The organism is Cupriavidus sp. C2SS-8b (assembly GCF_057073745.1).
The window spans coordinates 153,393-177,246 of record NZ_CP172718.1 but is presented as its reverse complement, the minus strand read 5'-3'; the positions used below and the strand labels follow the sequence as shown (position 1 = coordinate 177,246).

Below are 23,854 nucleotides of genomic sequence, written 5' to 3'. Positions count from 1 at the left end.
CCCTCCGGGCACCGTTCAAACAACACCGACTGCCGACGCCGCACCGGAAGTCAACTCGGTCACTGAGCGCAGGCGCCCAGGAGCGATAAATCTGTTTTGAGACATCGCCGGCCCGCTACCGCCCGATCGTGACCCACAACTAATTACTTGATGAAGCTCAACTGCTGATTGATCCGATCCAGAACGGGCTGCTTCTTTGCCTTGAATTCTTCCTTGTTCTGCTGGATCAGATTGTTACCTTTGGTGTCGATGGAAATGATCAGCGGGCCAAATTCCTTGACACGGTTCACCCACAGCGTTTCAGGCATACCCAAGTCCTGCCACTCCGCCGCTTCGATCTCCTCGACCTGCGTGGCTGCCAGCACCGCGCATCCGCCCGGGAAAATGGCATGCACTGCGATGTTCTCCTGGCAGCCTGCCGCCGTCTCCGGACCCATGCCCCCCTTACCAACGATCAGTTTGACGCCTGTTTGACGGATAAACTCGCGCTCAAACTTCTCCATGCGCATGCTCGTGGTCGGCCCGATGGAAACCATCTCGAACTTGCCGTCTTCCTTCTTGCGCACAATGGGGCCCGCGTGAAAGATCGCCCCGCCCTCCAGATTCACCGGGAGCTCACGGCCCTGCTCGATGAGTCGACGATGTGCGACATCGCGGCAAGTGACGAGTCGCCCAGTGAGGTACACCACGTCACCAACATTCAGATCGGCAAGGTCTTCGTCTTTGATAGGCGTAGTCAGAATCTTCTTCACAGCACCACTCCTTCGTGGGAAATGATTTCGTACGACATGTCCGCGTTGATGCGGATCTTTCCGCGCCGGTGCGCCCAGCATCCCGTGTTGACCGCCACACCAATGGTCGAAGGATGGCGTGCGGAAGATTCGATATTCACGCCCATGACGCTGTTGTTGCCCGTCAAGCCTTGGGGTCCGATACCAATCTCGTTCAGCCCCTGTTCCAACAGATCCTCCATCAGCGCGGCACGGGGATTGTCGCTCTTCGAGTCCACGGGACGCATGATTGCCAGCTTGGACAAGCGGGCGGCCGTCTCGACCGATGTCGACACACCGACGCCAACGAGAAGCGGCGGGCACGCATTGACGCCACGCTCCGTGATGACATCCATCACGAACTCCGCGACACCTTCATAACCTTGCCCTGGCATCAGCACCTTTGCCGCCCCAGGCAGTGTGCAGCCGCCACCCGCCATGTAGACGTCGATGGTGCACGTGTCACGGTCGGGAACGATGCGCCAGTCAAGCCAAGGAATCTGCGTGCCGGTGTTCGTGCCGGTGTTCTTCTCGTCGAACGTTTCCACCGCGTTATGGCGCAGCGGACCGATGCGCGTTGCTTCTGCCGTCGCTTCCTTCAGGATGTCCTCAAGCTCTCCAAGCAGTGGGAAGTGGGCGCCAGCCTCAACAAAGTACTGGATCACGCCGGTATCCTGGCAGCTCGGCCGGTCGAGCTTGTCTGCCGCCTCTTGATTGCCCGCCATCGAGTCATAGATCGATTTGGCCAACGGATTCGTTTCCATCGTCCGCAGCTCGCCAAGCTTCTTCGTGACATCCTTCGGCAGGCGCTTGCCGATGTAGGCCGTGAACTTGGCCATCGTGTCGGTCAACGCGACAACAGCGCTTTCCTTTTCCATGGAGTACTCCAGTTTCTTTGTGGGGGTATGCAAGCCGCGTACGCTCAGTGCGCAGCGACCTCGTTTGTGCTTGGCTTTACTTTCTGCGCCAGCGAGAGAATTAGCGCGAGCGTTGCGGAAAGAACCAAGAGACCTGCGACAAAATACAAACCGCCGGAGAAGCTGCCGGTCTTGTCCTTAACCCATCCAATCATCGCAGGTCCGACGAACCCGCCGAGGTTGCCGATCGAGTTGATCGTCGCTATACCGGTCGCGGCTGCCGCGCCAGACAGGAACATCGTTGGCATGCTCCAGAGCGGGGGCTTGGCGCAACTGATGCCTACGTTGACAAGCGTGAGCGCAGCGATCAGTCCGATGACGCCGTTCGAATTGCCCGCGATGACCAGGCCGACGGCGGCTGCGAGACAGGGCAGCACAACGTGCCACGTCCGTTCCCGGGTCCGGTCGGAATGCCGCGACCAGATCACCATGGCGACCACCGAGACCAGCGGCGGAATCGCATTCAGCACGCCAACCGTCATCGAAGACATGCCGAGCTGCTTGATGATCTGCGGCGCCCAGATGCCGAGCGTATACAGCCCAGCCGAAGTGCCGAAGTAGATCAATGACAAGGCAATTACCCGGAAATCGGCCAAGCCGCGCAGGATGCTGTGACCGCTGTGTTTGGCCTTCCCCGCATTCTCTTCCTCCATGACTTTCACAAGCCATTCGCGCTCGTCATCCTGCAGCCATCGCGCCTGCTGAGGCCGGTCCGTCATGTAAAAGAACACGACCACGCCAAGCACCACCGCCGGAATGGCCTCAAGCAGGAACATCCATTTCCATCCGGCCAAGCCCCAGAATCCGTGCATTTCGAGGAGTGCCGCCGAGAGCGGCGATCCAAGTGCCGTTGAGATCGGTGCCGCGGCCATGAAGAAGGCCGTGACCCCTGCGCGGTGCTTCGCCGGGAACCAGTAGCTCAGGTACAGAATGATGCCGGGGAAGAAGCCGGCTTCGGCGGCGCCAAGCAGAAAGCGAATGACGTAGAAGCTCGTAGTCCCTTGGACAAACGCCATCGCCCCGGAGATCAGGCCCCAGGTCAGCATCACGCGGGCGATCCAGAGCCGCGCTCCTACCTTGTGTAAAGCAATGTTGGAGGGCACCTCAAACAGGAAGTAACCCCAGAAGAAGATGCCTGCGCCGAAGCCAAGAATCGACGCAGTAAAGCCGAGGTCATCCTTCATGGTGAGCGACGCAAAGCCGATGTTGACTCGGTCGATATAGGCGATGAAGTACAGCAGCATGATAAACGGCACGATGCGCCAAGTGATCTTGCGCAAGGTGCGTTTCTCAATGTCTCGCTCCATTTTTATGTCTCCATGTCTCCGACTGGCAGTGCCAATCATGTGTGAGGTTTCTTGTCTGGCTACGCTGAGGGACTTGCCCTTCTGCGACATCGGATCTGAGCTCTTCGGCTGCATTGGATCGAACGCCTTTTCTCGCGTCGATGTTTCGATTGCCATGTGCGTCAGCACGGTGAACAGCGCGATGGCGCTGCTAGCCAGCAAGTCGAGGTCGCGTGCCGCTCTCGTGAATGGAGCGTTATTGCGTGGAGTGGATTTTGGTGGCGCGGGACGCCAATGGCGCGAGGGCGAAGTTAAACTGCTCTTAACTTCAGCTTAAAGATGGGGGCAGAAAAGCTTAGCTGTTCACGCGTAGGACCGCGCAAAACGCGCATCAGGGCGGCGTGCGCCGTACTGGCCTGTCGCCCTAAGCCTTCGCGGGACACGCGAAAAGGGATGCGCAACGCGGCCGCCGTCGAGCGACATGCCTAGAGCTGCGGCAAGGCGTATCAGAGGGAAAAAGTTTTACTTGCCGAATTGCCCGAATTTTTTGGCCAGGAACTCGACGAAGAGCCGAATACGTGAGGACAACTGGTGCCGCTGCTGATACACCGCGTAGATATCTGCTTCGGGCGTCGCGTAGTTGGAGAGGACCTGCACCAGCCTGCCGCTACGCAGGTAACGTTCAACATCCCATTCCGCCCGCAACACGATGCCATGTCCCTCTAGCGCCCAGTGGACGGCAATCTCGCCGTCGTTGGTCGTGAGGTTGCCACGCACATGGATCGACTCCGACTGCTGTTTCGGACCCTTCGTGGCTCCAAGGCGCCACACGCCGTAGGCATCGCTACCCTGCCGAATTCCGATGCAGTTGTGTCGCAAGAGTTCTTGCGGTGTTTGCGGTACGCCGTGCTCCCTAAGATACATCGGCGAGGCGCACAGGATGCGGCGGTTCGGCGCCAAGTGCCGCGCCACGACTCTCGCATCCGGCGGCTCGCCAAAACGGACGCAGACGTCGAACGCATCCTCGATTAACGGCGGCGGGTCGGCCGATAGTTGCAACTGCACGTCCACATCCGGATACATGCGCGAATACTCGGAAATGACCGGCGCTACGTGCATGCGTCCAAAGCCAAGCGTAGCGTTTACCCTTAACAGGCCGCTAGGCCGTCCCTTGGCACTGGTCAGCAACTGTTCGAGATCGTCAATATCGCCAAGGATGCGGCGGGCATGCTCCAGCAGAACTTCGCCCTCGGGGGTCAGACTCATACGACGGGTCGTACGCGTCACGAGTGGCATGCCGATACGCGTCTCCATCAGCGCCAAGCGCTTGCTGACGGCCGCGGTCGAAATCCCAAGATCCCGTGCCGCTGCACTAAGGCTGCCGGCGCCCGCGACCGACACGAAAAAGCCCAGCTCCGCCGGCTGGATCGCATTCCCTGCACCCATCTGAATCTTCAACCTGTAGTTAAAAACGGTTTAACTTTAGCCGCAGTCAAAACTTGCGTCTACCCGACAGAATCACCTTCACGCATTTTTGGTTGAAGTTCGATTCAAAAACAGGAGACGAAAGATGAAGACGTACAAGATCGCAACCATCCCGGGTGACGGCATCGGCAAGGAAGTAGTGCCCGCAGGTCGTGAAGTCATGGAAGCCTTGGCCGCTGCCGGCGCCAACTTCCGCTTCGAGTTCGAGGACTTCGACTGGGGCGGCGACTACTACCGCCAGCACGGCGTGATGATGCCCGCCGATGGCCTGGATGCACTGCGCGACAAGGACGCGATCCTGTTCGGCTCGGCCGGCGACAACCAGATTCCCGACCACATCACGCTCTGGGGCCTGCGCCTGAAGATTTGCCAGGGCTTCGACCAATACGCCAACGTGCGTCCGACGCGCATCCTGCCCGGCATCGATGGCCCGCTCAAGCGTTGCGCGCCCGAAGACCTGAACTGGGTCATCGTGCGCGAGAACTCCGAGGGTGAATACTCGGGCGTGGGCGGCCGCGTCCACCAGGGCCATCCGATCGAAGCTGCCACTGACGTGTGCATGATGACGCGTGTGGGTGTCGAGCGCATTCTGCGCTTCGCCTTCAAGCTGGCCCAATCGCGTCCGCGCAAGCTCCTGACCGTGATCACCAAATCCAATGCCCAGCGTCACGCCATGGTGATGTGGGACGAAGTGGCTGTAGAAGTCGCGAAGGACTTCCCGGACGTCACGTGGGACAAGGAACTGGTCGATGCCGCCACCGCGCGCATGGTAAACCGCCCGAAGACACTCGACACGATCGTGGCCACCAACCTGCACGCCGACATCCTGAGCGACCTGGCCGCCGCGCTGGCCGGCAGCCTGGGCATCGCCCCGACCGGCAACATCGATCCGGAACGCCGCTACCCGTCGATGTTCGAACCGATCCATGGCTCCGCCTTCGACATCATGGGCAAGGGTCTGGCCAACCCGGTAGGCACCTTCTGGTCGGTGGTCATGCTGCTGGAACACCTCGGGGAAAACGACGCGGCCCAGCGCGTGATGGCCGCCATCGAAGCCGTGACCGCCAACCCGGCGCTGCACACCGGCGACCTCGGTGGCAAGGCCAAGACCGTTGACGTCACCAAGGCGGTCTGCGACTTCCTGGCGAAGAGCCAACAGAACCTGGCCGCCTGAGCCGCAGAGGGTATACACCCCCACCGCACGATTGCGTGCACCGCGGGCGCCTTTTGCGCACGCACCCTTGCGCTAGCTCAAACAGCCACCAGAGCTGCTAGCGCGAGAACATTCCGAATCAGAAGGAGACAGCCATGATTCACAGAGTGAAGGGCCCGCAGTCCGTCAAAATCGCTCCATTGGACCGGCTCTCCGCAGCCGCAGGATTTTTGCGCAGAAGAGCCGGCCAGGCCGACCATGGCGGCCACGCCAAGCGCTGTCTCCCCAAGCTTCGCGCGCTTCTACAAAGAACCGCCGAAGCTCATGCCCATTTGCTCCACTAGCTCTCCGACATAATCATGAACGCGGATCAGGCGCGCGGCTTGCTGCGCGAAATGTTCGATGCGGCGATCGCCGCAGCGCAGCCGTCTAGAACGCTGGCACACCATCTTCCCGAGCGTCCCCGCGGACGCACCATCGTGATCGGCGCCGGAAAAGCCTCAGCCGCCATGGCGCAGGCGTTTGAATCGGCTTGTCCCTGGCCTGTCGAAGGGCTGGTCGTCACCCGGTATGGATATGCGGTGCCCTGCGCACACATCGAAATCGTCGAAGCTGCACATCCCGTGCCCGATCAGGCAGGCCATGACGCCGCGCGGCGCTTGCTCGAACTGGTATCGAATCTCACGGAAGACGACCTGGTTGTCAGCTTGATTTCCGGCGGTGGCTCCTCACTGCTGCCTTTGCCACTGTCGGGCATCTCACTCGAAGACAAACAGGCCGTCAATCACGAGCTATTGAAGTCCGGCGCGACCATTACGGAGATGAACTGCGTTCGCCGCCACCTCTCGGCTATCAAGGGCGGTCGTCTGGCGGCCATCTGCCACCCCGCAAAGGTCTTCAATCTCCTGCTCTCCGATGTTCCCGGGGATGACCCCATCGATATCGCATCCGGGCCGACTGTCGCCGATCCGACCACGCGCGACGACGCAATCGACATTCTGCGGCGCTACGCCATCGAGGTGCCCTCGCACGTGATGACGGCGCTCAGCACCGAGCAGGCGGAAACCATCAAGCCGGGCAGCCCGCAACTGCCGCCGATCCAGACCACGATGATCGCCACGCCCCGCATGGCTCTCGAAGCCGCAGCGGCAATGGCGCGTCGCGCCGGCCTGCCGGTGTACATGCTTGGTGACGCTATCGAAGGCGAAGCCCGTGATGTCGGCCTCGTGCTGGGATCCCTAGCCTTGGAAGCGGCGAACCACCAGCAACCGTTCGCACCGCCCTGCGTCCTGCTCTCAGGCGGCGAGACGACCGTGACAGTGCGAGGCACTGGCCGCGGCGGTCGCAATGTCGAATTCCTGCTGTCCTTGGCGCTCACCCTGCGCGGGCATCCCTCCATCTACGCCTTGGCTGGTGATACCGACGGGGTGGACGGACAGGAAGAGATCGCCGGCGCAGTCATTGCGCCTGACACCCTGCAGCGTGCGAGAGATCTCGGGATCCGTCCCCAGAACGCCCTCGCCAACAATGACGGCCACGGATTCTTCGAGGCATTGGGCGATTCCGTGGTCACCGGCCCGACCCTCACCAACGTCAATGATTTCCGCGCGATCCTGATCGCACCTTGAAAGGCAAGAGAATATGAGACGCCAACGCAATGCAAAGATCGTTGCCACCCTCGGTCCGGCGAGCACGTCCCCCGAGATCATCGACGCGCTGTTTGAGGCTGGAGCCGATGTATTTCGGCTGAACTTCAGTCATGGTTCGCATGACGACCACAAACAGCGACTTGCAACGATCCGCGAGATCGAACAACGCCGCGGTCGTCCCGTCGGCGTCCTGCTCGATCTACAAGGCCCGAAACTCCGAATCGGCACCTTTGCCGAGGGCCCGGTCCAACTCTCCGCGCAAGCAAAATTCCGACTCGATCTGGAAAAGAGCGTGCCGGGAACGAGCGAGCGCGTCAGTCTGCCTCATCCGGAGATTTTCGCTGCATTAGAGGAGGGAACGGAACTGCTTCTCGACGACGGCAAGCTTCGTCTTCGCGTCGATCGCTGCGGGCCCGATTTTGCCGAGACGACTGTCATCAATGGTGGGACATTGTCCGAACGCAAGGGCGTGAACGTGCCCGGCGTTGTGCTGCCGTTGTCGGCCATGACGGAAAAGGACCGACGCGATCTCGACTTCGGCCTGACGCTTGGCGTCGACTGGATCGCACTCTCCTTTGTGCAGCGTCCTGAAGACATCCAGGAAATCAAGGCCATCGTGCAGAATCGCGCAGGCATCGTCGCGAAACTGGAGAAGCCAGCAGCGATCCAGAGCCTCGAGGCCATTGTCGCCGAGTCGGACGCGGTGATGGTCGCCCGTGGTGACCTCGGCGTTGAGATGCCCGCGGAGCAAGTGCCTTCGCTGCAGAAGCAGATCGTTCGCGCATGCCGCAAAGCCGGGAAGCCGGTCATCGTAGCGACCCAAATGCTCGAGTCGATGATCTCTTCGCCGGTTCCCACACGCGCGGAAGCGTCCGACGTGGCCACCGCCATCTACGATGGTGCGGATGCGGTCATGCTTTCCGCCGAATCTGCCTCGGGCCGCTTTCCGGTCGAAGCCGTCAAGATGATGAACAGCATCATCAGCCGCACCGAATCGGATCCGCTTTATCACGACGCAATCCAGGCCTCCCATACCCCACCGCGTGCAGAGGCAGCCGATGCCATCGGCTATGCCGTTCGCCATATTGCCGGGCTGCTGAAGGTCCCAGCGACGGTGGCCTACACCAGTTCCGGATACTCCGCCCTTCGCATGGCCCGCGAGCGCCCGGAGGTTCCGATTCTTGGCATGACACCACGCGTGGCGACCGCGCGCCGTCTCGCACTGGCTTGGGGCGTCCACGCGGTCCTTTGCCATGAAGTCGTCGACGTGCTCGAAATGACCGACCTGGCGAGCCACACCGTCCTGAAGGAGGGCTTTGGGCAGAGCGGTCAATCCATCGTGATCTCGGCCGGCCTGCCCTTCACGGTCGCCGGCACCACCAACCTCCTGCGCATCGCGCAAATCGCCTGAGGAAGCAACATGTCTGTGATTCAAGAAGTGCGTGGTTATGAGGTGCTGGATTCGCGAGGCAATCCTACCGTCGCTGCACAGGTATTGCTTGCCGACGGCAGTGTCGGATTTGCCGCGGCGCCATCGGGCGCTTCCACCGGGTCTCGCGAGGCCATCGAGCTTCGCGACGGAGAACCGCACCGCTATGCTGGCAAGGGCGTCCGGAATGCGGTGAAGCACGTCAACACGGACATTTCGCGCGCACTGTCTGGACTCCCCATCTCCGGACAGGCGGAGATCGATCGTTGCCTGATCCAGCTTGATGGGACGGCGGACAAGTCCAGGCTTGGCGCAAACGCGCTGCTTGCCGTGTCGTTGGCTGCAGCGCGCGCTGCGGCCTCGTCCGCACGAATCCCGCTCTATCGCTCGATTGCCGGCGCAAACCAAGAACTTCGTCTGCCAATGCCGATGATGAACATCGTCAACGGCGGCGCCCACGCCGACAACAACGTCGACATGCAGGAGTTCATGATCCTGCCCATCGGCGCTCCGTCGTTCGCGGAAGCGGTGCGTTGGGGCGCGGAAGTGTTTCACACGCTCAAGTCACTGCTCAAGCAACGTGGCCTGTCGACGGCCGTCGGCGACGAAGGTGGATTTGCACCCGACCTCAAGTCGAAAGTCGAGGCGCTTGACGTGATCATGCAGGCCATCGACGCGAGCGGCTTCGAAGCAGGCCGCGATATCGCCTTGGGGCTCGATGTGGCGAGTTCCGAGTTTTACCGTGGCGGCGCCTATGTGCTCGAATCCGAGGGGCGGAGCTATGACGCCGCAGGCTTCGTCGAACTTTTGACGAACTGGGCCGCCCACTACCCGATCGTCTCGATCGAGGATGGCATGGCCGAGAATGATTGGCGCGGTTGGAAGTTGTTGACTGACCGCCTGGGCCGCCAACTCCAGTTGGTGGGCGACGATCTTTTCGTGACCAATACGGCAATCCTGAAGGAAGGCATCGACGCCAGCGTCGCGAATGCCATCCTGATTAAGCCCAATCAGATCGGTACGCTGACCGAGACACTGGCGGCCATCGAGATGGCCCGGACCGCAGGCTATGCATCGGTCATCTCCCACCGCTCAGGTGAAACCGAAGACACCACCATCGCAGACCTGAGCGTTTGTACTGCCGCCACCCAAATCAAGACGGGCTCTCTGTCTCGGTCCGATCGGACGGCAAAGTACAACCGACTGTTGTTCATTGAAGCTGAGTTGGGGTGCGCTGCCACATTCGCGGGGCGCGCCGCCCTATCCGCCTCGAAGTAAAGCCATTCTTTCGCAGACTACTACAACCAGAGGAGACACATCATGCGTAAGTCAGAGTTCGCAACCAAGGCGCTCGGCGCTATCCTGGCCGTTGCCGGGATCGGTATAACCAATGGGGCTATTGCCCAGACGTGGCCGGCCAAACCGATCAGCCTGGTCGTGCCGTTCCCCTCGGGCGGCACGACAGACATCCTGGCCCGGGCGCTGGGCGACCAGCTATCGAAGAACCTCGGGCAACCAGTCATTGTGGAAAACCGCCCGGGTGCCGGCGCAACCGTCGGTGCCGACTACGTTGCAAAGGCTAAGCCAGATGGCTATACCCTTCTCATGGGAGCCGTCCACCATACAATCGCCACCAGCGTGTACAAGAAGCTGCCCTACAGTTTCCAGAAAGATCTGGCACCCATCTCAACGCTGGCCATGGTGCCGAACGTGCTAGTCATTAACAGCGCCAAGACGCCGGCCAAGAACGTATCGGAACTAGTAGGGCTGGCGAAGAAAGCCTCGCCCGAGCTGTCCTACGGCTCAAACGGCAATGGAACGGCCCAACACCTGATCGGCACGCAGTTTCAGAAGGCAACGGCCACGCAACTGCTTCACGTGCCGTACAAGGGGAGCGGGCCGCTGACCACCGACCTGCTGGGCGGCCAGGTTAGTATGTCATTCGATACGATCACTACCGTCCTGCCCCACATAAAAGGGGGAAAGCTGTCCGCCCTGGCGGTGACGACCGCGAAGCGCTCGTCGGCCTTGCCTGACGTTCCGACCATGGAAGAAGCGGGGTTGAAGGGCTTTGACATCGGCACCTGGTTTGGCGTGCTCGCACCCGCCGCTACCCCGAAACCCATTGTGACCCGTCTCAACGCAGAAATCGTAAAGATCGTCGGCTCCGCTGACTTCCAGCAGCGCCTGCTTGCCGCCGGTGCAGAGCCGATGTCGAGTAGTCCCGAAGCCTTTGCCAAGCGGATCAATGACGAGACCGCAAAGTTCGCTACCCTGGTGAAGGAAGGCAAGGTCACGATCGAGTAAGACTGCTGGCGGTTCGGTGTTCCGTTGCCGAATCCTTCAAGCCGCCCTCGCTGTCTGCTGGCAAAACGCCGGAGAGGCTGACAGCGAGGCAATTTGCTTCTCGCGGTCACTCGCGGAGAAGCATTGACGTACGGCCGAAGGAGCTATGCCGCATTGGGAATGTCCCTCGCCGTCCGACGTTCTCGCGAGAACAACGGCGTCAAGATACAAGCCTTTCGTTTGACTCTCGACGCATCATTCAGTAAGGGATGGCACAGGCTTTGGCGACGCTTCAGACACCGACCCGATATGAACGACCGATGTTGACCGAGTAGCTGCCATTGCGACCAATCTACCAATCCTATGCAACGTCTCAGAAGGGTCGGTATTCGCCTCTGGCGCCGGAATGCCCTGCCCAGGTGGATCAAGGGCCGAGATCGGCCGCACCTGACCACTACACGTCTCGTAGCACAGCCGAGCGGACAAGACGCGTTGAAATGACGTATGCGACGAGGATCGGTCCTGCCAGGTGCCAATGCACTCGACCGAGGAGCTACGCCGGCGGGTGGAACATGCCCCCACTGGGGCCGCGTGGCTCCAGTGCGCGCGTGGGGACATGGGTACGCGCCCCGGCCCCCTCAAATTCGACGATGACGGCGGTGGGGCTTGCAATGCGGGTGATGATCACGTGCGCGCCTCGAAATGTCCATATAGTTTCGATCTGGTAGGGACTCTTTCGGTACGCTTTGCGGCGTTGTTTGCTGTTCACGCCGAATTCCGCTGAATCGCCGCGCGCCTCCCGTCCATCTTGCACGATCTCTTGCGACGGAGGGTTCGAACTTCGTCGGCGACGGCCAGGGGCGGTAGATTGAGGGCGGTCATGGGCTCGATGCTGATCATGGGTAGCGATTGTTGCAGCATTCGCAAACTGTAATGCAGGCGGCGCTGGTGACCGGCGTGTCGGTAAACCCGCTAGGCTCCACGCCAGGAAACTTGGCAATTCCGCACAAGGTGACGTTGCCTCAGACGTTCATCGGGCTCGTAAGTTTCCTGCAGACCTGGCCTTCTTTTCTCAGCTATATGAGGCGTTGCCATCGGGCAACGTGGCTGCGGCCTGCGCCCGGACCTAGAACATTCGCGAGCGAGATCAAAGAATGCCCGAGACAATCAGGCCGGCAGCGATGTAAGGCCGCATCTGCCAAATCCATTGGTCCTTGCTGGACGCGCGCAGATCCTCTTCGGAAGCGATTGCGTGCGTCATTACCGGCGAGCCGTTGCTCCCCTTCGGCAGCTCGATCGGCATCTCCGCGAAGAGCATGGCCCCCAGGAGCCCATACTGCAGGTTGGCCGCCGAATAGTTGGCGTAGCCTGCGGCCTTGGCGAGTTCGGTTGCCGTAATCCTCTGGTCGACAGCCTTCAAGTGCGCCCGGAGCATTGCCTTGTGGCCCGGCGTGAGTTGGTGCTCAATGCGAAGAAATGCCCTGGCGGCTTCCTCTGCGGTCGGATCGGCGCCGCGTCGCGCAGCGGCCAGCGAAATCTGTCGTTCGTAAAGCGCGTCCCAGAGCTTGCCCCAGACATCGTCGATCTTTGCTCCTTGGATATCCACGACCTTCTGCTGGTCAGCCCACATGACCCCGCGGAACCCGGCATCAATGGAACGTGCTACCAGCGTGTATCGGCCGGCTTTCATGGTCTTTAGCTCTTCGGACATTTCACCCTCCGCTTGCTACTTGCTTGATAAATGCATCGAATGACCCGTCTTTCATCAACCGATCGATTGTCTTGGCGAGTTCGTGATGCATGACCAGCTCAAATTCGGTACCGGCGGGCGTGGCGGAGTTGCCCACACCGATGGAGCTACTATAAAACAGCGTCTCCCGCCTGGTACCAGGCTGAAACTCCATCCCTACTGCCTGCCCCAGTAGCTTCCCGAGCCTGAAAAACCATGCCGAAGACGGAAGAGAGTCAGAGGATTCATCAAATGACTCCATCCTCATGCCAACGGCAACGGATATTACAGGACAGGAAGACATGTTGGCCTTGCGCTAGTCAACGCGCCGAGTCCTAACAGGGAACGGCTTGCCGGTTACGAGGACGATGAAGATATAGCCTCTACTGCGCCGGTCGTTGTTCGGGATGAATCGGCAAAATGCTTGAGCTACGTTTTGGATGCAGGCGACCTCATACTGCTCCCGGAAGCTGGGCGGGAAATAGGCCCGGATCTCTTTGGCTGAACTGTCCCTGTATTCGCAGCCCGGATCGCAGGGCACATTTTTCCAGTCTTTGCCCGGCAACTTACTGGCGTTCACCCACTTGCCGCCGGAGCGGCTGAATTTCTGGAGTACGCCCGTCGGGGTGCGATCCTCCTTGAGCCACTCATAGGTGCCTGCATCCACGTCTGACAACTCTGCTGCCCACGTGACTGAGCACAGTCCGAGGAGCACCATTCCCATCAGCAAGCGTATCCCAACCATTGCCTATCCTTTCGCCCCAGTCAGAGCCTCACAAACGAGGAATGCCTCAGCCTATCAATAGATATGGGAATTAGGGGGTGGCAACTGTGTGCCAGCCCGCACCGGCATGCTTCGCTTCTGAAACCGCGGCGGCAGCGTATTCAGCGTAAGCGTCCGCTGATGGCCGTGTAGACGCGAGAGTCGAACCTATCCAGAGTAGTTCCCATCAGAAATCTGGCGGGGACTACTTTGGAGACCGTGGCAAAGCGTGGTGGCCGCGTGCGCGGCACCCGCAATCATCCGATCGAACTGAAGCAAAGGCTTGCAGAAGCTGCGTGCGTGCCAGGCGTCTCGGTTTCAAAGCTGGCGCTGGAACACGGTCTAAACGTGAACATGGTCTTTCGGTGGCGTCGCATGCTTCGAGCAGGCCAACTAGGCGTCCCCCATGTTGGTGACACCCCAGTGTTGTTCCCCGTTGTGGTCAGAGGCCCCGGAGTCGAAGAACCGTCCGTCGCGTCGCTCACGGGAAAGCCATGCGAGCGACCGGAAGCGTTGCCAGCAGGAGTCATCCGATTGCACTTGGCCAAGGGCCAGGTGAGCATTGAAGGCCGAGTCGATCCGGAAACCCTGCGCATGGTGGTGCAGTGCCTGAGCTAACGATGGAGCCGCCGGCAAACACCCGGATCTGGGTTGCCGCAGGATTTACGGACATGCGATGTGGCTTCGATGGCCTGGCTGCCAAGGTACAGACAGTACTGCAAAAGGACCCATTCTCTGGCCACGTTTTTATCTTCAGGGGCAAACGTGGTGATCTGCTCAAGTGCCTGTACTGGCGGGACGGTGGTTTGTGCCTGTTCGCCAAACGTTTGGAACGAGGTCGGTTCGCCTGGCCGCGTGCCGAAGGTGGCGTGGTGGCCCTGACGAATGCGCAACTCGGACTTCTGTTGGAGGGATTCGACTGGCGGCAGCCCATCGATGCTGCCCGTCCATGCAGTGCTTTGTAAACGTCTGTGACAACACACGTAGGAGGTGATGCTGGCGCCTAGACTGCTTGCATGAGCTCCAGTAACGCTTCGCTTCCCGACGACATCGACGCCTTGAAGGCCCTGCTTCTGGCTCGGGAAACGACGCTTCGTGAGCGCGACAGCGACTTAGAGAATCTACGCGACACGGTCGCGACGCTGCAGAAGACACTCTCAGATCGGGCGCTGGAAATCGAGAGCCTGAAGGTGTGGATCGCAAAGCTCCAACGAATGCAGTTCGGGCGCAAATCCGAGAAGATTGATCGCCAGATCGAACAACTGGAATTGCGTCTGGAGGATCTGCAGGCCGACGAAGGCGCAGGGGTGCTCGACACAAGCAAGCAGCGCTCAAAGGACGCGACCAGGCCGACTGGACGCAGAGCCCTCCCTGATCATTTACCGCGCGAAGATATCGTCCATCAACCTGACGAGGTGTGCTGTCCGCAGTGCGGCGGAACGCTCAACGAGCTTGGCGAAGACATTGCCGAGCAACTCGAGTACGTGCCCGGGCACTGGCGAGTGATCCGCCATCGTCGACCAAAGAAGGCCTGTGCCTGCTGTGACTGCATCGTACAGGCACCGGCGCCCAGCCGACCCATTGATCGCGGTATGCCGGGTCCTGGCCTGCTCGCCCATGTCCTGGTTGGAAAGTTCTGCGACCATCTTCCCCTGTACCGGCAGTCGGCGATATACGCGCGGGATGGCGTCGAGTTGAGACGCTCGACACTCGCCGACTGGGTCGGACAAGCCAGCGCACTATTGCGCCCGCTGGTCGATGCAATCCGGCAGTACGTGATGGCGGCCTCGAAGATCCACGCTGACGATACGCCGGTACCCGTACTCGAACCCGGGAACGGCAAGACCAAGACAGGCCGACTCTGGACCTATGTACGTGACGACAGGCCCGCTGGTTCGGTGGACGCGCCAGCCGTATGGTTTGCGTACAGCCCGAGTCGGTCAGGCGAATATCCGCAAGCTCACCTGAAAGGCTTCAGGGGAATCCTGCAAGCTGACGCATTCGCAGGCTACAACTCGATTTACAGAGATGGCGAGGTGCAAGAGGCTGGATGTGTCGCTCACGCGAGACGAAAGTTCCACGATCTGTACCTGGCACGCAGGAACGACGTCAACACTGAGGCGCTGCGCCGGATCGGTGAACTTTACGCAATTGAGGCTGATATCCGCGGGAAGCCTCCCGACGAGCGAAGGCGCGTCCGACAGGAACGGGCGCGTCCATTGCTCGAAGCCTTCGAAATCTGGCTACGTTCGACGCTCAGCAAGGTGTCGCCCAAAAGCGATACCGCGAAGGCCATTGGCTACGCATTGAATCAGTGGTCGGCATTGACCCTGTATGCCAGTGACGGTCACGTTGAGATCGACAACAACGCAGCGGAGCGTGCGCTGCGGGCCGTTGCCCTCGGCCGAAAGAACTTCCTGCACTTCGGCTCTGACAGTGGCGGTGAACGCGGTGCCGCTATCTACTCGCTGGTGGCCTCAGCCAAGTTGAGCGGCCTCGACCCAGAGGCCTACCTGCGCCACGTCATTGCGCGCATCGCCGACCACCCTGTCAATCGCGTCAGCGAACTGCTGCCATGGGCCATGGCTGAGCAGATCAGCTCGACCGCCGCCTGAAAGCAACCCCGTCGTCAAGAACGCTGTCCGTCGGACGGTTACTATTCAGCCGCAAGCGACCATTCTGGTGGCGGTAGGACGTCGACGCTTGTCATGACACTCATCGCAACATCCCGGACGCGGGCGGTGCAGTTGCTGCTTGGCCATTCCAAACTTGAAAGCACCGTCCGATACTTGGCATTGAGGTAGACGATGCGCTCGAAGATAGCGGAGCAAACTGAAGTCTGATAACCCGATATCCGGCGAGCGGTCGCTTGCGGCCAATTGCGGTCCTCGGCCCCCAACCTTGCCAAGTCATTCGAACGTCGGCTGAACTCTCTACTCCGGACATGCAGGCTCGATACTCATGCCACTTGAGAGGTGCCATTCACTTTCGACCTACGGCAATAATGCCGCCAGGATTGCAGCCATCGCCGCACTTGCCGCAAGGCAGTAAATGGCCAGCGTGAAATCGCTCGACTGGCTGCGGGCAACGCCCACGAGCCACGGGGCGAAGAATCCAGCAAATCCGCTAATCGCGTTGATGAGCGCGATGTCACTTGCCGCTCCCGCTCCGGAAAGAAAGGACGGGGTCTTGATTGGATCCCGAGTTCCAGCGATTGAATGACGCCATGTTACGTTAGTCTCACGGGTGGCCGCCCCCGGAAACTCGCCGGATTTCCTCGGCCACGATGGTGATCAACGCTTCCGTGGCCGTACTCAGCGGCCGCTGCGGATGGCTGACGCAGACCAGGTGCCGCACGATGCGCGGAGCAACAATGGCATGCATGCGTAGCCGGCCGTCTTCCACGGCCCGCTGCACCACGATGCGCGGCAGCACGGTAGCAAAGCGCGTGGCTTGCACGAATTGCACGATGGTGCCGAGGATGTCGACCTCGAACTTCGGCGCTAGCGTGACATCGTGCGCCTGCGTGGCCGTATCCAGCACCACGCGCAGGCCATGGCGCTTGGTCGGTAGCACCAACTCCAACCCTGGCAGCTTCGCCATCTCTACCGATTCCGGTAGTTCTGGACCATGCGCGGCGCTGGTCACCAACACCATCTCCTCGTCATGCAGCGGCTGCACCTGTAGCGCTACCCGGCCGCGCTGCCGGTGGACCACCGCGGCGTCGAGCTGGCCAGCGGACACGAGATCGATCAGCGCGGCGCTGAAACCGTCCGCCACGGATACCTCCACATTCGGGTAGCGTGCGTTGAAGCGCGCTAGCGATCCCACTAGCACGCTCTCTGTCTCAGAGGCGACCATGCCCAGCGCGATGCGGCCGGCCATCTGCTCCTCGCGCTGCATCATCTGCTGCCGCGCGCTCGCGAGGTCGCGCACGATGGGCAGGAACAGGCGGTACATCATCCGGCCAGCAGCCGTAGGCGCCATCCCATGTGGGATACGCTCGAATAACTTCTGCCCAAATTCCTCTTCCAGCCGGGCGATCTGCATGCTGAGCGCCGGCTGCACGATGTTGAGCCGCTTGGCCGCCCGTGTGACGGAACCGTCCTCGAACAACGCAATGAAGTACTGAATTTGCTTGAGGTCCATTTTCGGATAGATATCAATAAAGATGCATCACATCATCAGTTTCTGTGATGCAAGTCATCATGTGGACGCGGAGAAGTAACCCTCGCGTGCAGCTTATTAGTCACAACGGATCGATGAAAGCCAACTAAGGCTGGCATCAAAAATAATGATTTTGTTCATCAAAAAACAATATTAGAACTTATATCTTGATCTCACTAATCTCCGCTTGACGTCGCACGATTCCACCGACCTTCCGGCCCGGGATTCAGCGCTTCGAACGGAGCTGCAAATGAAAAGATTCGATGCCGGCGAAACGACCGGCACGGTACAGGAGACACAGGAGACCCGGCAGGCACCCCACGTCGGTCGCCCAATGGCGCGCGTCGAGGACGCCGCCATCCTGACCGGCCGCGGCCGCTATGCCGACGACCTCGGCGTCAGGCCCGGTACCCTGCACGCCGCCATCCTGCGCTCGCCGCACGCGCACGCCGAGCTCGGCGCCATCGACTTCGCGGCGGCACTGAAGGTACCGGGCGTGCGCGCGGTGCTGACGGCCGCTGACCTGCCCGCCTGGTCCCGGCCCTTCGTGGTCGGCGTGAAGGCGCCGATGGAGCAGTGGGCGCTGGCGATGGATCGCGTGCGCTACGTAGGCGAACCGGTGGCCGTAGTCGTGGCCGAAAGCCGCGCGCTGGCCGAGGATGCGCTCGACCTCGTGCGCGTGGATTACCGCGCGCTGCCACCGGTGGTGTCGATCGAGGCTGCCGTGGCAGGCGACGCCCCCGTGCTGCACTCCGGCCTCGGCAGCAACGTCGCCAGCGACCGCCATTTCTGCTACGGCGACCCCGAGGCCGCATTCGCCGCCGCGCCGCACCGCGTGACACTGACCGCGCACTACCCGCGCAACACCTGCACACCTATCGAGTGTGGCGTGGTAATTGCCGAACACTTGCCGGGCGACGAGGGCTACCAGGTTACCTCCAACTTCATGGGGCCGTTCTCGCTGCACGCCGTCATGGCGATGGCCCTGCAGGTGCCCGCCAACCGCCTGCGCCACGTCGCTCCGCGCGACTCGGGCGGCAGCTTCGGCGTCAAGCAGGCGGTGTTTCCCTACGTGGTGCTGATGTGCCTCGCGTCGCGCAAGGCCGGCGCACCGGTGAAGTGGGTGGAGGACCGGCTCGAGCATCTGAGCGCCGCCACCTCGGCCACCGCGCGGCTCTCCACCCTGGAAGCTGCCGTCGAGGCCGATGGCCGCATCGTTGCCCTATCGTACGATCAGCTCGAGGACTGCGGCGGCTACCTGCGCGCGCCGGAGCCCGCTACCTTCTACCGCATGCATGGCCTGTTGACCGGCGCCTACGCGATCCCCAACCTGCTGGTGCGCAACCGCGTGGTGTTGACCAACAAGACACCGACTGGCCTTGTGCGCGGCTTCGGCGGGCCGCAAGTGTACTTCGCGCTGGAGCGGCTGGTACAGCGGATCGCTGTGGAACTCGGCCTCGATCCGCTCGACGTCTACCGCCGTAACTTCGTGCCCGCCGACGCCTTTCCGTATCGCGCGGCGGCCGGCGCGTTGCTCGATTCCGGCAACTACCAATTGGCGATGTCTCGCGCCCTGGAAGCGGGGGCTTACGATGAACTGAAGCGCCGTCGCGATGCCGCGCGCGCCGAGGGCCGGCTGTACGGCATTGGCTTTGCTGCCATCGTCGAGCCGTCGGTGTCGAACATGGGCTACATCACCACCGCCACACCGGCCGAGGCACGCCGCAAGGCTGGGCCAAAGAACGGCGCTATCGCCAGCGCTACAGTCAGCGTCGACCTGCTCGGCGGCGTGGTAGTGACCGTCGCCTCCACGCCAGCAGGACAGGGCCACATGACCGTATGTGCACAGGTCGTGGCCGATGTACTCGGCATCGACCCCGCGGACGTAGTGGTCAACGTCGAATTTGATACCCACAAGGACGCGTGGTCCGTCGCTGCGGGCAACTACTCGAGTCGGTTTGCCGGCGCCGTGGCCGGAACCGTGCACCTGGCCGCTACGCGTGTGCGCGACAAGCTGGCGCGCATCGTGGCTTCCCACCTCCGTTGCGACCCGGCCGAACTGGTCTTCACCAACGGCCGTATTGCCCGCAAGAGCGCTTCGCCAGACACCGCACTACCCTTCGCCCGCGCCGCCAGCAACGCGCCGCACTGGTCGCCGCAACTCCTGCCAGCCGGTGAGGAACCCGGCCTGCGTGAGACCGTGTTCTGGTCACCGCCCAACCTCGACGCGCCGGACGAACAGGATCGCGTCAACACGTCCGCCTGTTACGGCTTCGCCTTTGACCTGTGCGGCGTGGAGATCGACCGTGCCACCGGCCGCGTGCGCATCGACCGCTACATCACCGCGCACGATGCCGGCAAGCTGCTCAATCCGGCACTGGCCGACGGCCAGATCCGCGGCGCCTTCGCGCAGGGACTCGGCGCGGCGCTGATGGAGGAGTTCCGCTACGGCCCCGACGGCAGCTTCCAGTCCGGCACGCTGGCTGACTACCTGCTGCCCACCACGTGCGAAGTGCCCGACCCGGTCATCGTCCATCTGGAAACGCCGAGCCCGTTCACGCCGCTCGGGGCCAAGGGGCTCGGCGAGGGCAACAACATGAGCACACCGCCCTGCGTCGCAAACGCCGTGGCGGACGCACTCGGCGTGCGCGACGTCCGCCTGCCACTTACGCCCGCCAAGGTGATGGCGATGATCGGCTTTGACGATCCGCCGCCGTCGCGCCCCGAACTGGCCGAAGCGGCGAAAGAGGCAGCGCCTGCAAACGGCAAAGGCGGCAAGGCCGCGAAGGCCCTGAGCGCACGCGGGACGGTCGATCTCGACGCCACACCTGAAGCCGTCTTCGCCGTCCTGCTCGACCCGAAGGCGCTGGCCCAGGTCGTGCCCGGCTGCCACGCGCTCGAACGCATCGGCGAGAACCGTTACCGCGCCGACGTAACCGTGGGCGTGGGCATGATCAAGGCGCGCTACGAAGCCGAGATCGCACTGTCCGACCTGGAGCCGCCGCACCAGCTACGGCTGGCAGGCGCCGGCCTGTCCTCGCTCGGCAGCGCGCGCGGCTCCGGAATGGTGGAGCTGACCCCGCACGGCGACGGTACCCGTCTCGCGTACGACTACGAGGCCGAGGTGTCCGGCAAGGTGGCGGCCGTCGGCGGCCGCATGCTCGAAGGCGCGGCCAAAGTGGTGCTGCGCCAGTTGTTCGAATCGCTCGGCCGGCAGGCAGGCGGCAAGCCGGTGCGCAGTCCCGGCTGGATCGCTCGCCTGCTGGCGCTCCTGGGAGTCCGTCGATGAAACCCGCCACGTTCGACTACCTGCGCGCCGAATCCACACCGCACGCGCTGGAGACACTCGCCCGTGCCGGCGAGGGCGCCCGCATTCTGGCCGGCGGCCAGTCGCTGATGGCCGTCCTCAATATGCGGCTCGCGCAGCCGCAACTGCTGGTCGACATCTCTCGCACCGCCGACCTCAATACCGTGCGCGTAGAAGACGGCCATCTCGTGGTGGGCGCCGCCGTGACGCAGGGCAGCGTCGAATGGCGCGCATCGCTCCCCGACGAGGTACCGCTGCTCGCGCTCGCCTTCCCGCACATCTCGCATTTCCAGATCCGCAACCGGGGCACGGTGTGCGGCTCCGTCGCGCACGCCGACCCCAGCGCAGAACTGCCGCTGGTGCTCACGGCGCTCGGTGGCGAAGTCGTGCTGCGCTCCTTGCGCCGCCGTCGCGTGCTGCCGGCCGCCGGGTTCTTCCAGGGAATGCTGATGACCGCGCGCGAGCCAGACGAACTGGTGGAAGCCGTGCGCTTCCCGCTGAGGCGGCCTGGCGCGCGCTACGGCTTCATGGAGTTCTCGGCCCGGCATGGCGACTTCGCGCTGGTCGCGTGCGCTGCAATCGTCACCGACGACGCCATCTCACTGGCCGTGGGCGGCGTCGCCGACCGGCCAGTACTGGAGAGCTGGCCACGCCTGCAAGGCAAGGCGCTGGCCGAGGCCATCAACGATTTCAGTTGGAAGCTGGGCGCGCAGGACGACGCCCATGTTAGCGCGCAGTACCGCCGCCACCTGGTGCGGCAATTGGGCATGCGCGTAATCGAGGAGGCAAGATGAGCAAGACCCTACGTGGCGCGCCAGCCGGCACGCTCTCAGTGATGCGGCGCGACGAGCGCCATCGCGTCACCCTGACCCTGAACGGCAGCGAGCGCAGCGGCCTGTGCGCTCCGCGCGAGCTGCTGTCCGACTTCCTGCGTCATGAACTCGGCGCCACCGGCACGCACGTCGGCTGCGAGCACGGCGTCTGCGGCGCCTGCACGGTGCGCGTGGACGGCGTAGCCGCGCGTTCCTGCCTGATGCTGGCCGTACAGGCCGACGGCCGCGCCATCGACACCGTCGAAGGCCTCGCGCCGCGCGAAGGCCTGGGCGACCTGCAGGAAGCCTTCCGACGCCACCACGCCCTGCAGTGCGGCTTCTGCACGGCAGGCATCCTGATGTCGTGCGCGGACTACCTGGAACGGGAGCCCGAGCCGACTGAGGCGCAGGTGCGCGACATGCTGTCCGGCCACCTGTGCCGCTGTACGGGCTACACGCCGATCGTCGCCGCCGTCCTTGATGTCGCGGCCAGTCGGGCGCGGGCACGCCACGTCGAAGCGACGACAGCCGGGGAGACCTGCGATGCTTGATCTCGGCCGCACTTTCCTGCAAAGCGTGGAGCGCAGCCCCAGCGCCCCCGCCATCATCGACGGCGACCTGCTGCTGACCTACGAGCAATGGCTCACGCGCATCCGCTGCGTGGCCGCCGGCCTGCACGACCTCGGCCTGCGCCCCGGCGATCGCCTCCTGGCCATCCTGCAGAACCGCTGGGAAACGGCCACGCTGCACTGGGCCTGCCAGTTCGCCGGTGTGGTCATCGTCCCGCTGAACTGGCGCGCCAAGCCGGACGAGCTGGACTATTGCGTGCGCGATGCCGGCGCCAGGGCGCTGGTGTTCGAGCCCGTCAGCGCCGACGCCGTGCTGGAGAGCTCCGCCGCGCAGGAGATACCCTGCATCGCATTGGACCATGCGCCGGGCGGCTCGCTGTCGTTCGACACCCTGCTCGACGTCACACCCCGGCCCGACAGCACATTGGCCGAAGCCGACGACATCTCGCTGATGCTGTACACCTCCGGCACCACCGGCAGGCCGAAGGGCGTGCCGCGCCGCCACCGGCAGGAGCGCGCCGCCGCCCTGGCGCACGTCGCGCAGAACCTGTATCGGCGCGGCGAGCGCACGCTCGGCGTGATGCCGCTGTACCACACGATGGGCGTGCGCTCGCTGCTTGCCATGGCGCTGGTGGACGGCCTGTTCGTCTGCGTGCGGCGCTGGAGCCCATCGCAGGCGCTGCAGGCCATCACCGACCATCGCGTGAGCTGCCTTTATCTTGTACCAACGCTGTACCACGACCTGCTGGCCGACCCGGGCTTCGACAGCATGGATGTCCGCACAGTCACCAAGCTTGGCTTCGCCGGCGCGGCGATGAGCGACGGTTTGCTGTCACGGCTCGAGCAAGCATTCCGCCCGGAGTTGTTCGTCAATCACTACGGTTCATCCGAGGTGTACACATTCAGCATCGAGCAGCGCGCGGGGCGCAAGCCGGGCAGCGCCGGGCGCGCCGGCCTCAATACACGGCTGCGCGTGGTACGGCTGGACGCCACTTCGCCTGAGGCGGTGACCGCTTCGGGCCAAGAGGGTCAGATCATTGCCGACCTGCGCGGCGATGAAGCGTTCGAAGGCTACTGGAACCGCGACGACGCCAATGCAAAGTCGCTGCACGACGGTTGGTACTTCACCGGCGACATCGGCTACTTCGACGCCGACGGCGATCTCTTCGTGACCGGCAGAGTGGACGACATGATCATCAGCGGCGGCGAGAACATCTCGCCCGCCGACATCGAGTCGGTTCTCTCCCTGCATCCGGCCGTGGACGAGGTGGCCGTGGCTGGGCTGCCGGATCCCCGCTGGGGCCAGAAGGTAGTGGCCTTCGTCAAGCCGCGCGGTTGCGTGGACGCCCTGGCACTCGACACCTACTGCCGCGGCTCCGAACTCGTCAATTTCAAGCGCCCGCGTGACTACGTGTTCGTGGCCGAACTCCCGAAGTCACCGGTCGGCAAGATCCTGCGCCGCAAGCTGTCGGCCGGCGAATACACCTCGCTTTCCTGCCCTTCTTCCAACGTCCCGACCAAGGAGTAACGAC

Annotated in this window: 20 protein-coding genes and 1 pseudogene; 13 read left to right on the top strand and 8 right to left on the bottom strand. The window is 62.5% G+C overall.

Features of this window, described 5'->3' with window-relative positions; translation table 11 throughout:
• Positions 1-143 precede the first annotated feature (143 nt).
• The 4 genes from ttdB to ACIGJB_RS30440 form a co-directional block, all read right to left on the bottom strand.
• On the bottom strand, positions 144-752 hold the full coding sequence (gene ttdB, locus ACIGJB_RS30455) for a L(+)-tartrate dehydratase subunit beta (RefSeq protein WP_224010931.1): 609 nt from the start codon (positions 750-752) through the stop codon (positions 144-146).
• Complete coding sequence (gene ttdA / locus ACIGJB_RS30450; RefSeq protein WP_224010933.1) at positions 749-1,648, bottom strand: L(+)-tartrate dehydratase subunit alpha; 900 nt, start codon at positions 1,646-1,648, stop codon at positions 749-751. Before ttdA ends, ttdB begins: the two co-directional genes overlap by 4 nt.
• A 44-nt stretch (positions 1,649-1,692) precedes the next feature.
• Positions 1,693-2,994, bottom strand: a complete 1,302-nt coding sequence (locus ACIGJB_RS30445) for an MFS transporter (protein WP_224010949.1) — start codon at positions 2,992-2,994, stop codon at positions 1,693-1,695.
• Positions 2,995-3,495: 501 nt separating this feature from the next.
• On the bottom strand, positions 3,496-4,419 hold the full coding sequence (locus ACIGJB_RS30440) for a LysR substrate-binding domain-containing protein (RefSeq protein ID WP_224010935.1): 924 nt from the start codon (positions 4,417-4,419) through the stop codon (positions 3,496-3,498).
• A 124-nt stretch (positions 4,420-4,543) separates the two neighbouring features.
• On the opposite strand from ACIGJB_RS30440, the gene ACIGJB_RS30435 reads away from it, so the two are divergent.
• From ACIGJB_RS30435 to ACIGJB_RS30415, 5 genes are all read left to right on the top strand, one after another.
• Positions 4,544-5,632, top strand: coding sequence for a tartrate dehydrogenase (locus ACIGJB_RS30435; protein WP_224010937.1), 1,089 nt, complete (start codon positions 4,544-4,546; stop codon positions 5,630-5,632).
• 338 nt (positions 5,633-5,970) lie between these two features.
• Positions 5,971-7,239 (top strand): glycerate kinase type-2 family protein, encoded by a 1,269-nt coding sequence (locus tag ACIGJB_RS30430; protein ID WP_483735110.1) that lies wholly within the window; start codon positions 5,971-5,973, stop codon positions 7,237-7,239.
• 13 nt (positions 7,240-7,252) lie between these two features.
• A complete protein-coding gene (gene pyk, locus ACIGJB_RS30425; RefSeq protein WP_224010941.1) occupies positions 7,253-8,671 on the top strand; it encodes a pyruvate kinase in 1,419 nt (472 codons plus the stop codon).
• A 9-nt stretch (positions 8,672-8,680) separates the two neighbouring features.
• A complete protein-coding gene (gene eno, locus ACIGJB_RS30420) occupies positions 8,681-9,967 on the top strand; it encodes a phosphopyruvate hydratase (RefSeq protein WP_483735109.1) in 1,287 nt (428 codons plus the stop codon).
• 42 nt (positions 9,968-10,009) lie between these two features.
• Positions 10,010-10,996, top strand: a complete 987-nt coding sequence (locus ACIGJB_RS30415; protein ID WP_224010945.1) for a tripartite tricarboxylate transporter substrate binding protein — start codon at positions 10,010-10,012, stop codon at positions 10,994-10,996.
• Positions 10,997-12,122: 1,126 nt separating this feature from the next.
• Here the strand turns inward: ACIGJB_RS30415 and ACIGJB_RS30410 are convergent.
• Genes ACIGJB_RS30410 through ACIGJB_RS30400 form a run of 3 tightly spaced genes read right to left on the bottom strand, consistent with a single transcriptional unit; the run spans position 12,123 to position 13,371 of the window.
• Positions 12,123-12,686, bottom strand: coding sequence for a hypothetical protein (locus ACIGJB_RS30410; protein ID WP_483735108.1), 564 nt, complete (start codon positions 12,684-12,686; stop codon positions 12,123-12,125).
• A 1-nt stretch (position 12,687) separates the two neighbouring features.
• Positions 12,688-12,966, bottom strand: coding sequence for a hypothetical protein (locus tag ACIGJB_RS30405; protein WP_483735107.1), 279 nt, complete (start codon positions 12,964-12,966; stop codon positions 12,688-12,690).
• A 54-nt stretch (positions 12,967-13,020) separates the two neighbouring features.
• On the bottom strand, positions 13,021-13,371 hold the full coding sequence (locus ACIGJB_RS30400) for a hypothetical protein (protein ID WP_483735106.1): 351 nt from the start codon (positions 13,369-13,371) through the stop codon (positions 13,021-13,023).
• A gap of 315 nt (positions 13,372-13,686) precedes the next feature.
• On the opposite strand from ACIGJB_RS30400, the gene tnpA reads away from it, so the two are divergent.
• The 4 genes and pseudogenes from tnpA to ACIGJB_RS30380 all read left to right on the top strand — a co-directional run.
• On the top strand, positions 13,687-14,085 hold the full coding sequence (tnpA, locus tag ACIGJB_RS30395) for an IS66-like element accessory protein TnpA (RefSeq protein WP_483733949.1): 399 nt from the start codon (positions 13,687-13,689) through the stop codon (positions 14,083-14,085).
• 2 nt (positions 14,086-14,087) lie between these two features.
• Entirely contained in the window at positions 14,088-14,432 is a 345-nt protein-coding gene (gene tnpB, locus ACIGJB_RS30390; RefSeq protein WP_483733948.1) for an IS66 family insertion sequence element accessory protein TnpB, read from the top strand.
• 51 nt (positions 14,433-14,483) lie between these two features.
• On the top strand, positions 14,484-16,082 hold the full coding sequence (gene tnpC / locus ACIGJB_RS30385) for an IS66 family transposase (protein WP_483733947.1): 1,599 nt from the start codon (positions 14,484-14,486) through the stop codon (positions 16,080-16,082).
• 108 nt (positions 16,083-16,190) lie between these two features.
• Positions 16,191-16,310, top strand: a pseudogene (locus ACIGJB_RS30380) (integrase); the annotation flags it as partial.
• 397 nt (positions 16,311-16,707) lie between these two features.
• On the opposite strand, the gene ACIGJB_RS30375 reads toward ACIGJB_RS30380, so the two are convergent.
• Complete coding sequence (locus ACIGJB_RS30375; protein ID WP_483735105.1) at positions 16,708-17,616, bottom strand: LysR family transcriptional regulator; 909 nt, start codon at positions 17,614-17,616, stop codon at positions 16,708-16,710.
• 268 nt (positions 17,617-17,884) lie between these two features.
• Between ACIGJB_RS30375 and ACIGJB_RS30370 the strand changes: the two genes are divergently transcribed.
• The 4 genes from ACIGJB_RS30370 to ACIGJB_RS30355 are packed head-to-tail and all read left to right on the top strand — an operon-like array spanning position 17,885 to position 23,850.
• Positions 17,885-20,923, top strand: a complete 3,039-nt coding sequence (locus tag ACIGJB_RS30370) for a xanthine dehydrogenase family protein molybdopterin-binding subunit (protein ID WP_483735104.1) — start codon at positions 17,885-17,887, stop codon at positions 20,921-20,923.
• On the top strand, positions 20,920-21,735 hold the full coding sequence (locus ACIGJB_RS30365; RefSeq protein WP_483735103.1) for an FAD binding domain-containing protein: 816 nt from the start codon (positions 20,920-20,922) through the stop codon (positions 21,733-21,735). The genes ACIGJB_RS30370 and ACIGJB_RS30365 overlap by 4 nt, the downstream gene beginning before the upstream one ends.
• Positions 21,732-22,304, top strand: a complete 573-nt coding sequence (locus ACIGJB_RS30360) for a (2Fe-2S)-binding protein (RefSeq protein ID WP_483735102.1) — start codon at positions 21,732-21,734, stop codon at positions 22,302-22,304. Before ACIGJB_RS30365 ends, ACIGJB_RS30360 begins: the two co-directional genes overlap by 4 nt.
• Positions 22,297-23,850 (top strand): AMP-binding protein, encoded by a 1,554-nt coding sequence (locus tag ACIGJB_RS30355; protein ID WP_483735101.1) that lies wholly within the window; start codon positions 22,297-22,299, stop codon positions 23,848-23,850. The genes ACIGJB_RS30360 and ACIGJB_RS30355 overlap by 8 nt, the downstream gene beginning before the upstream one ends.
• The last annotated feature ends 4 nt before the right edge of the window (positions 23,851-23,854 follow it).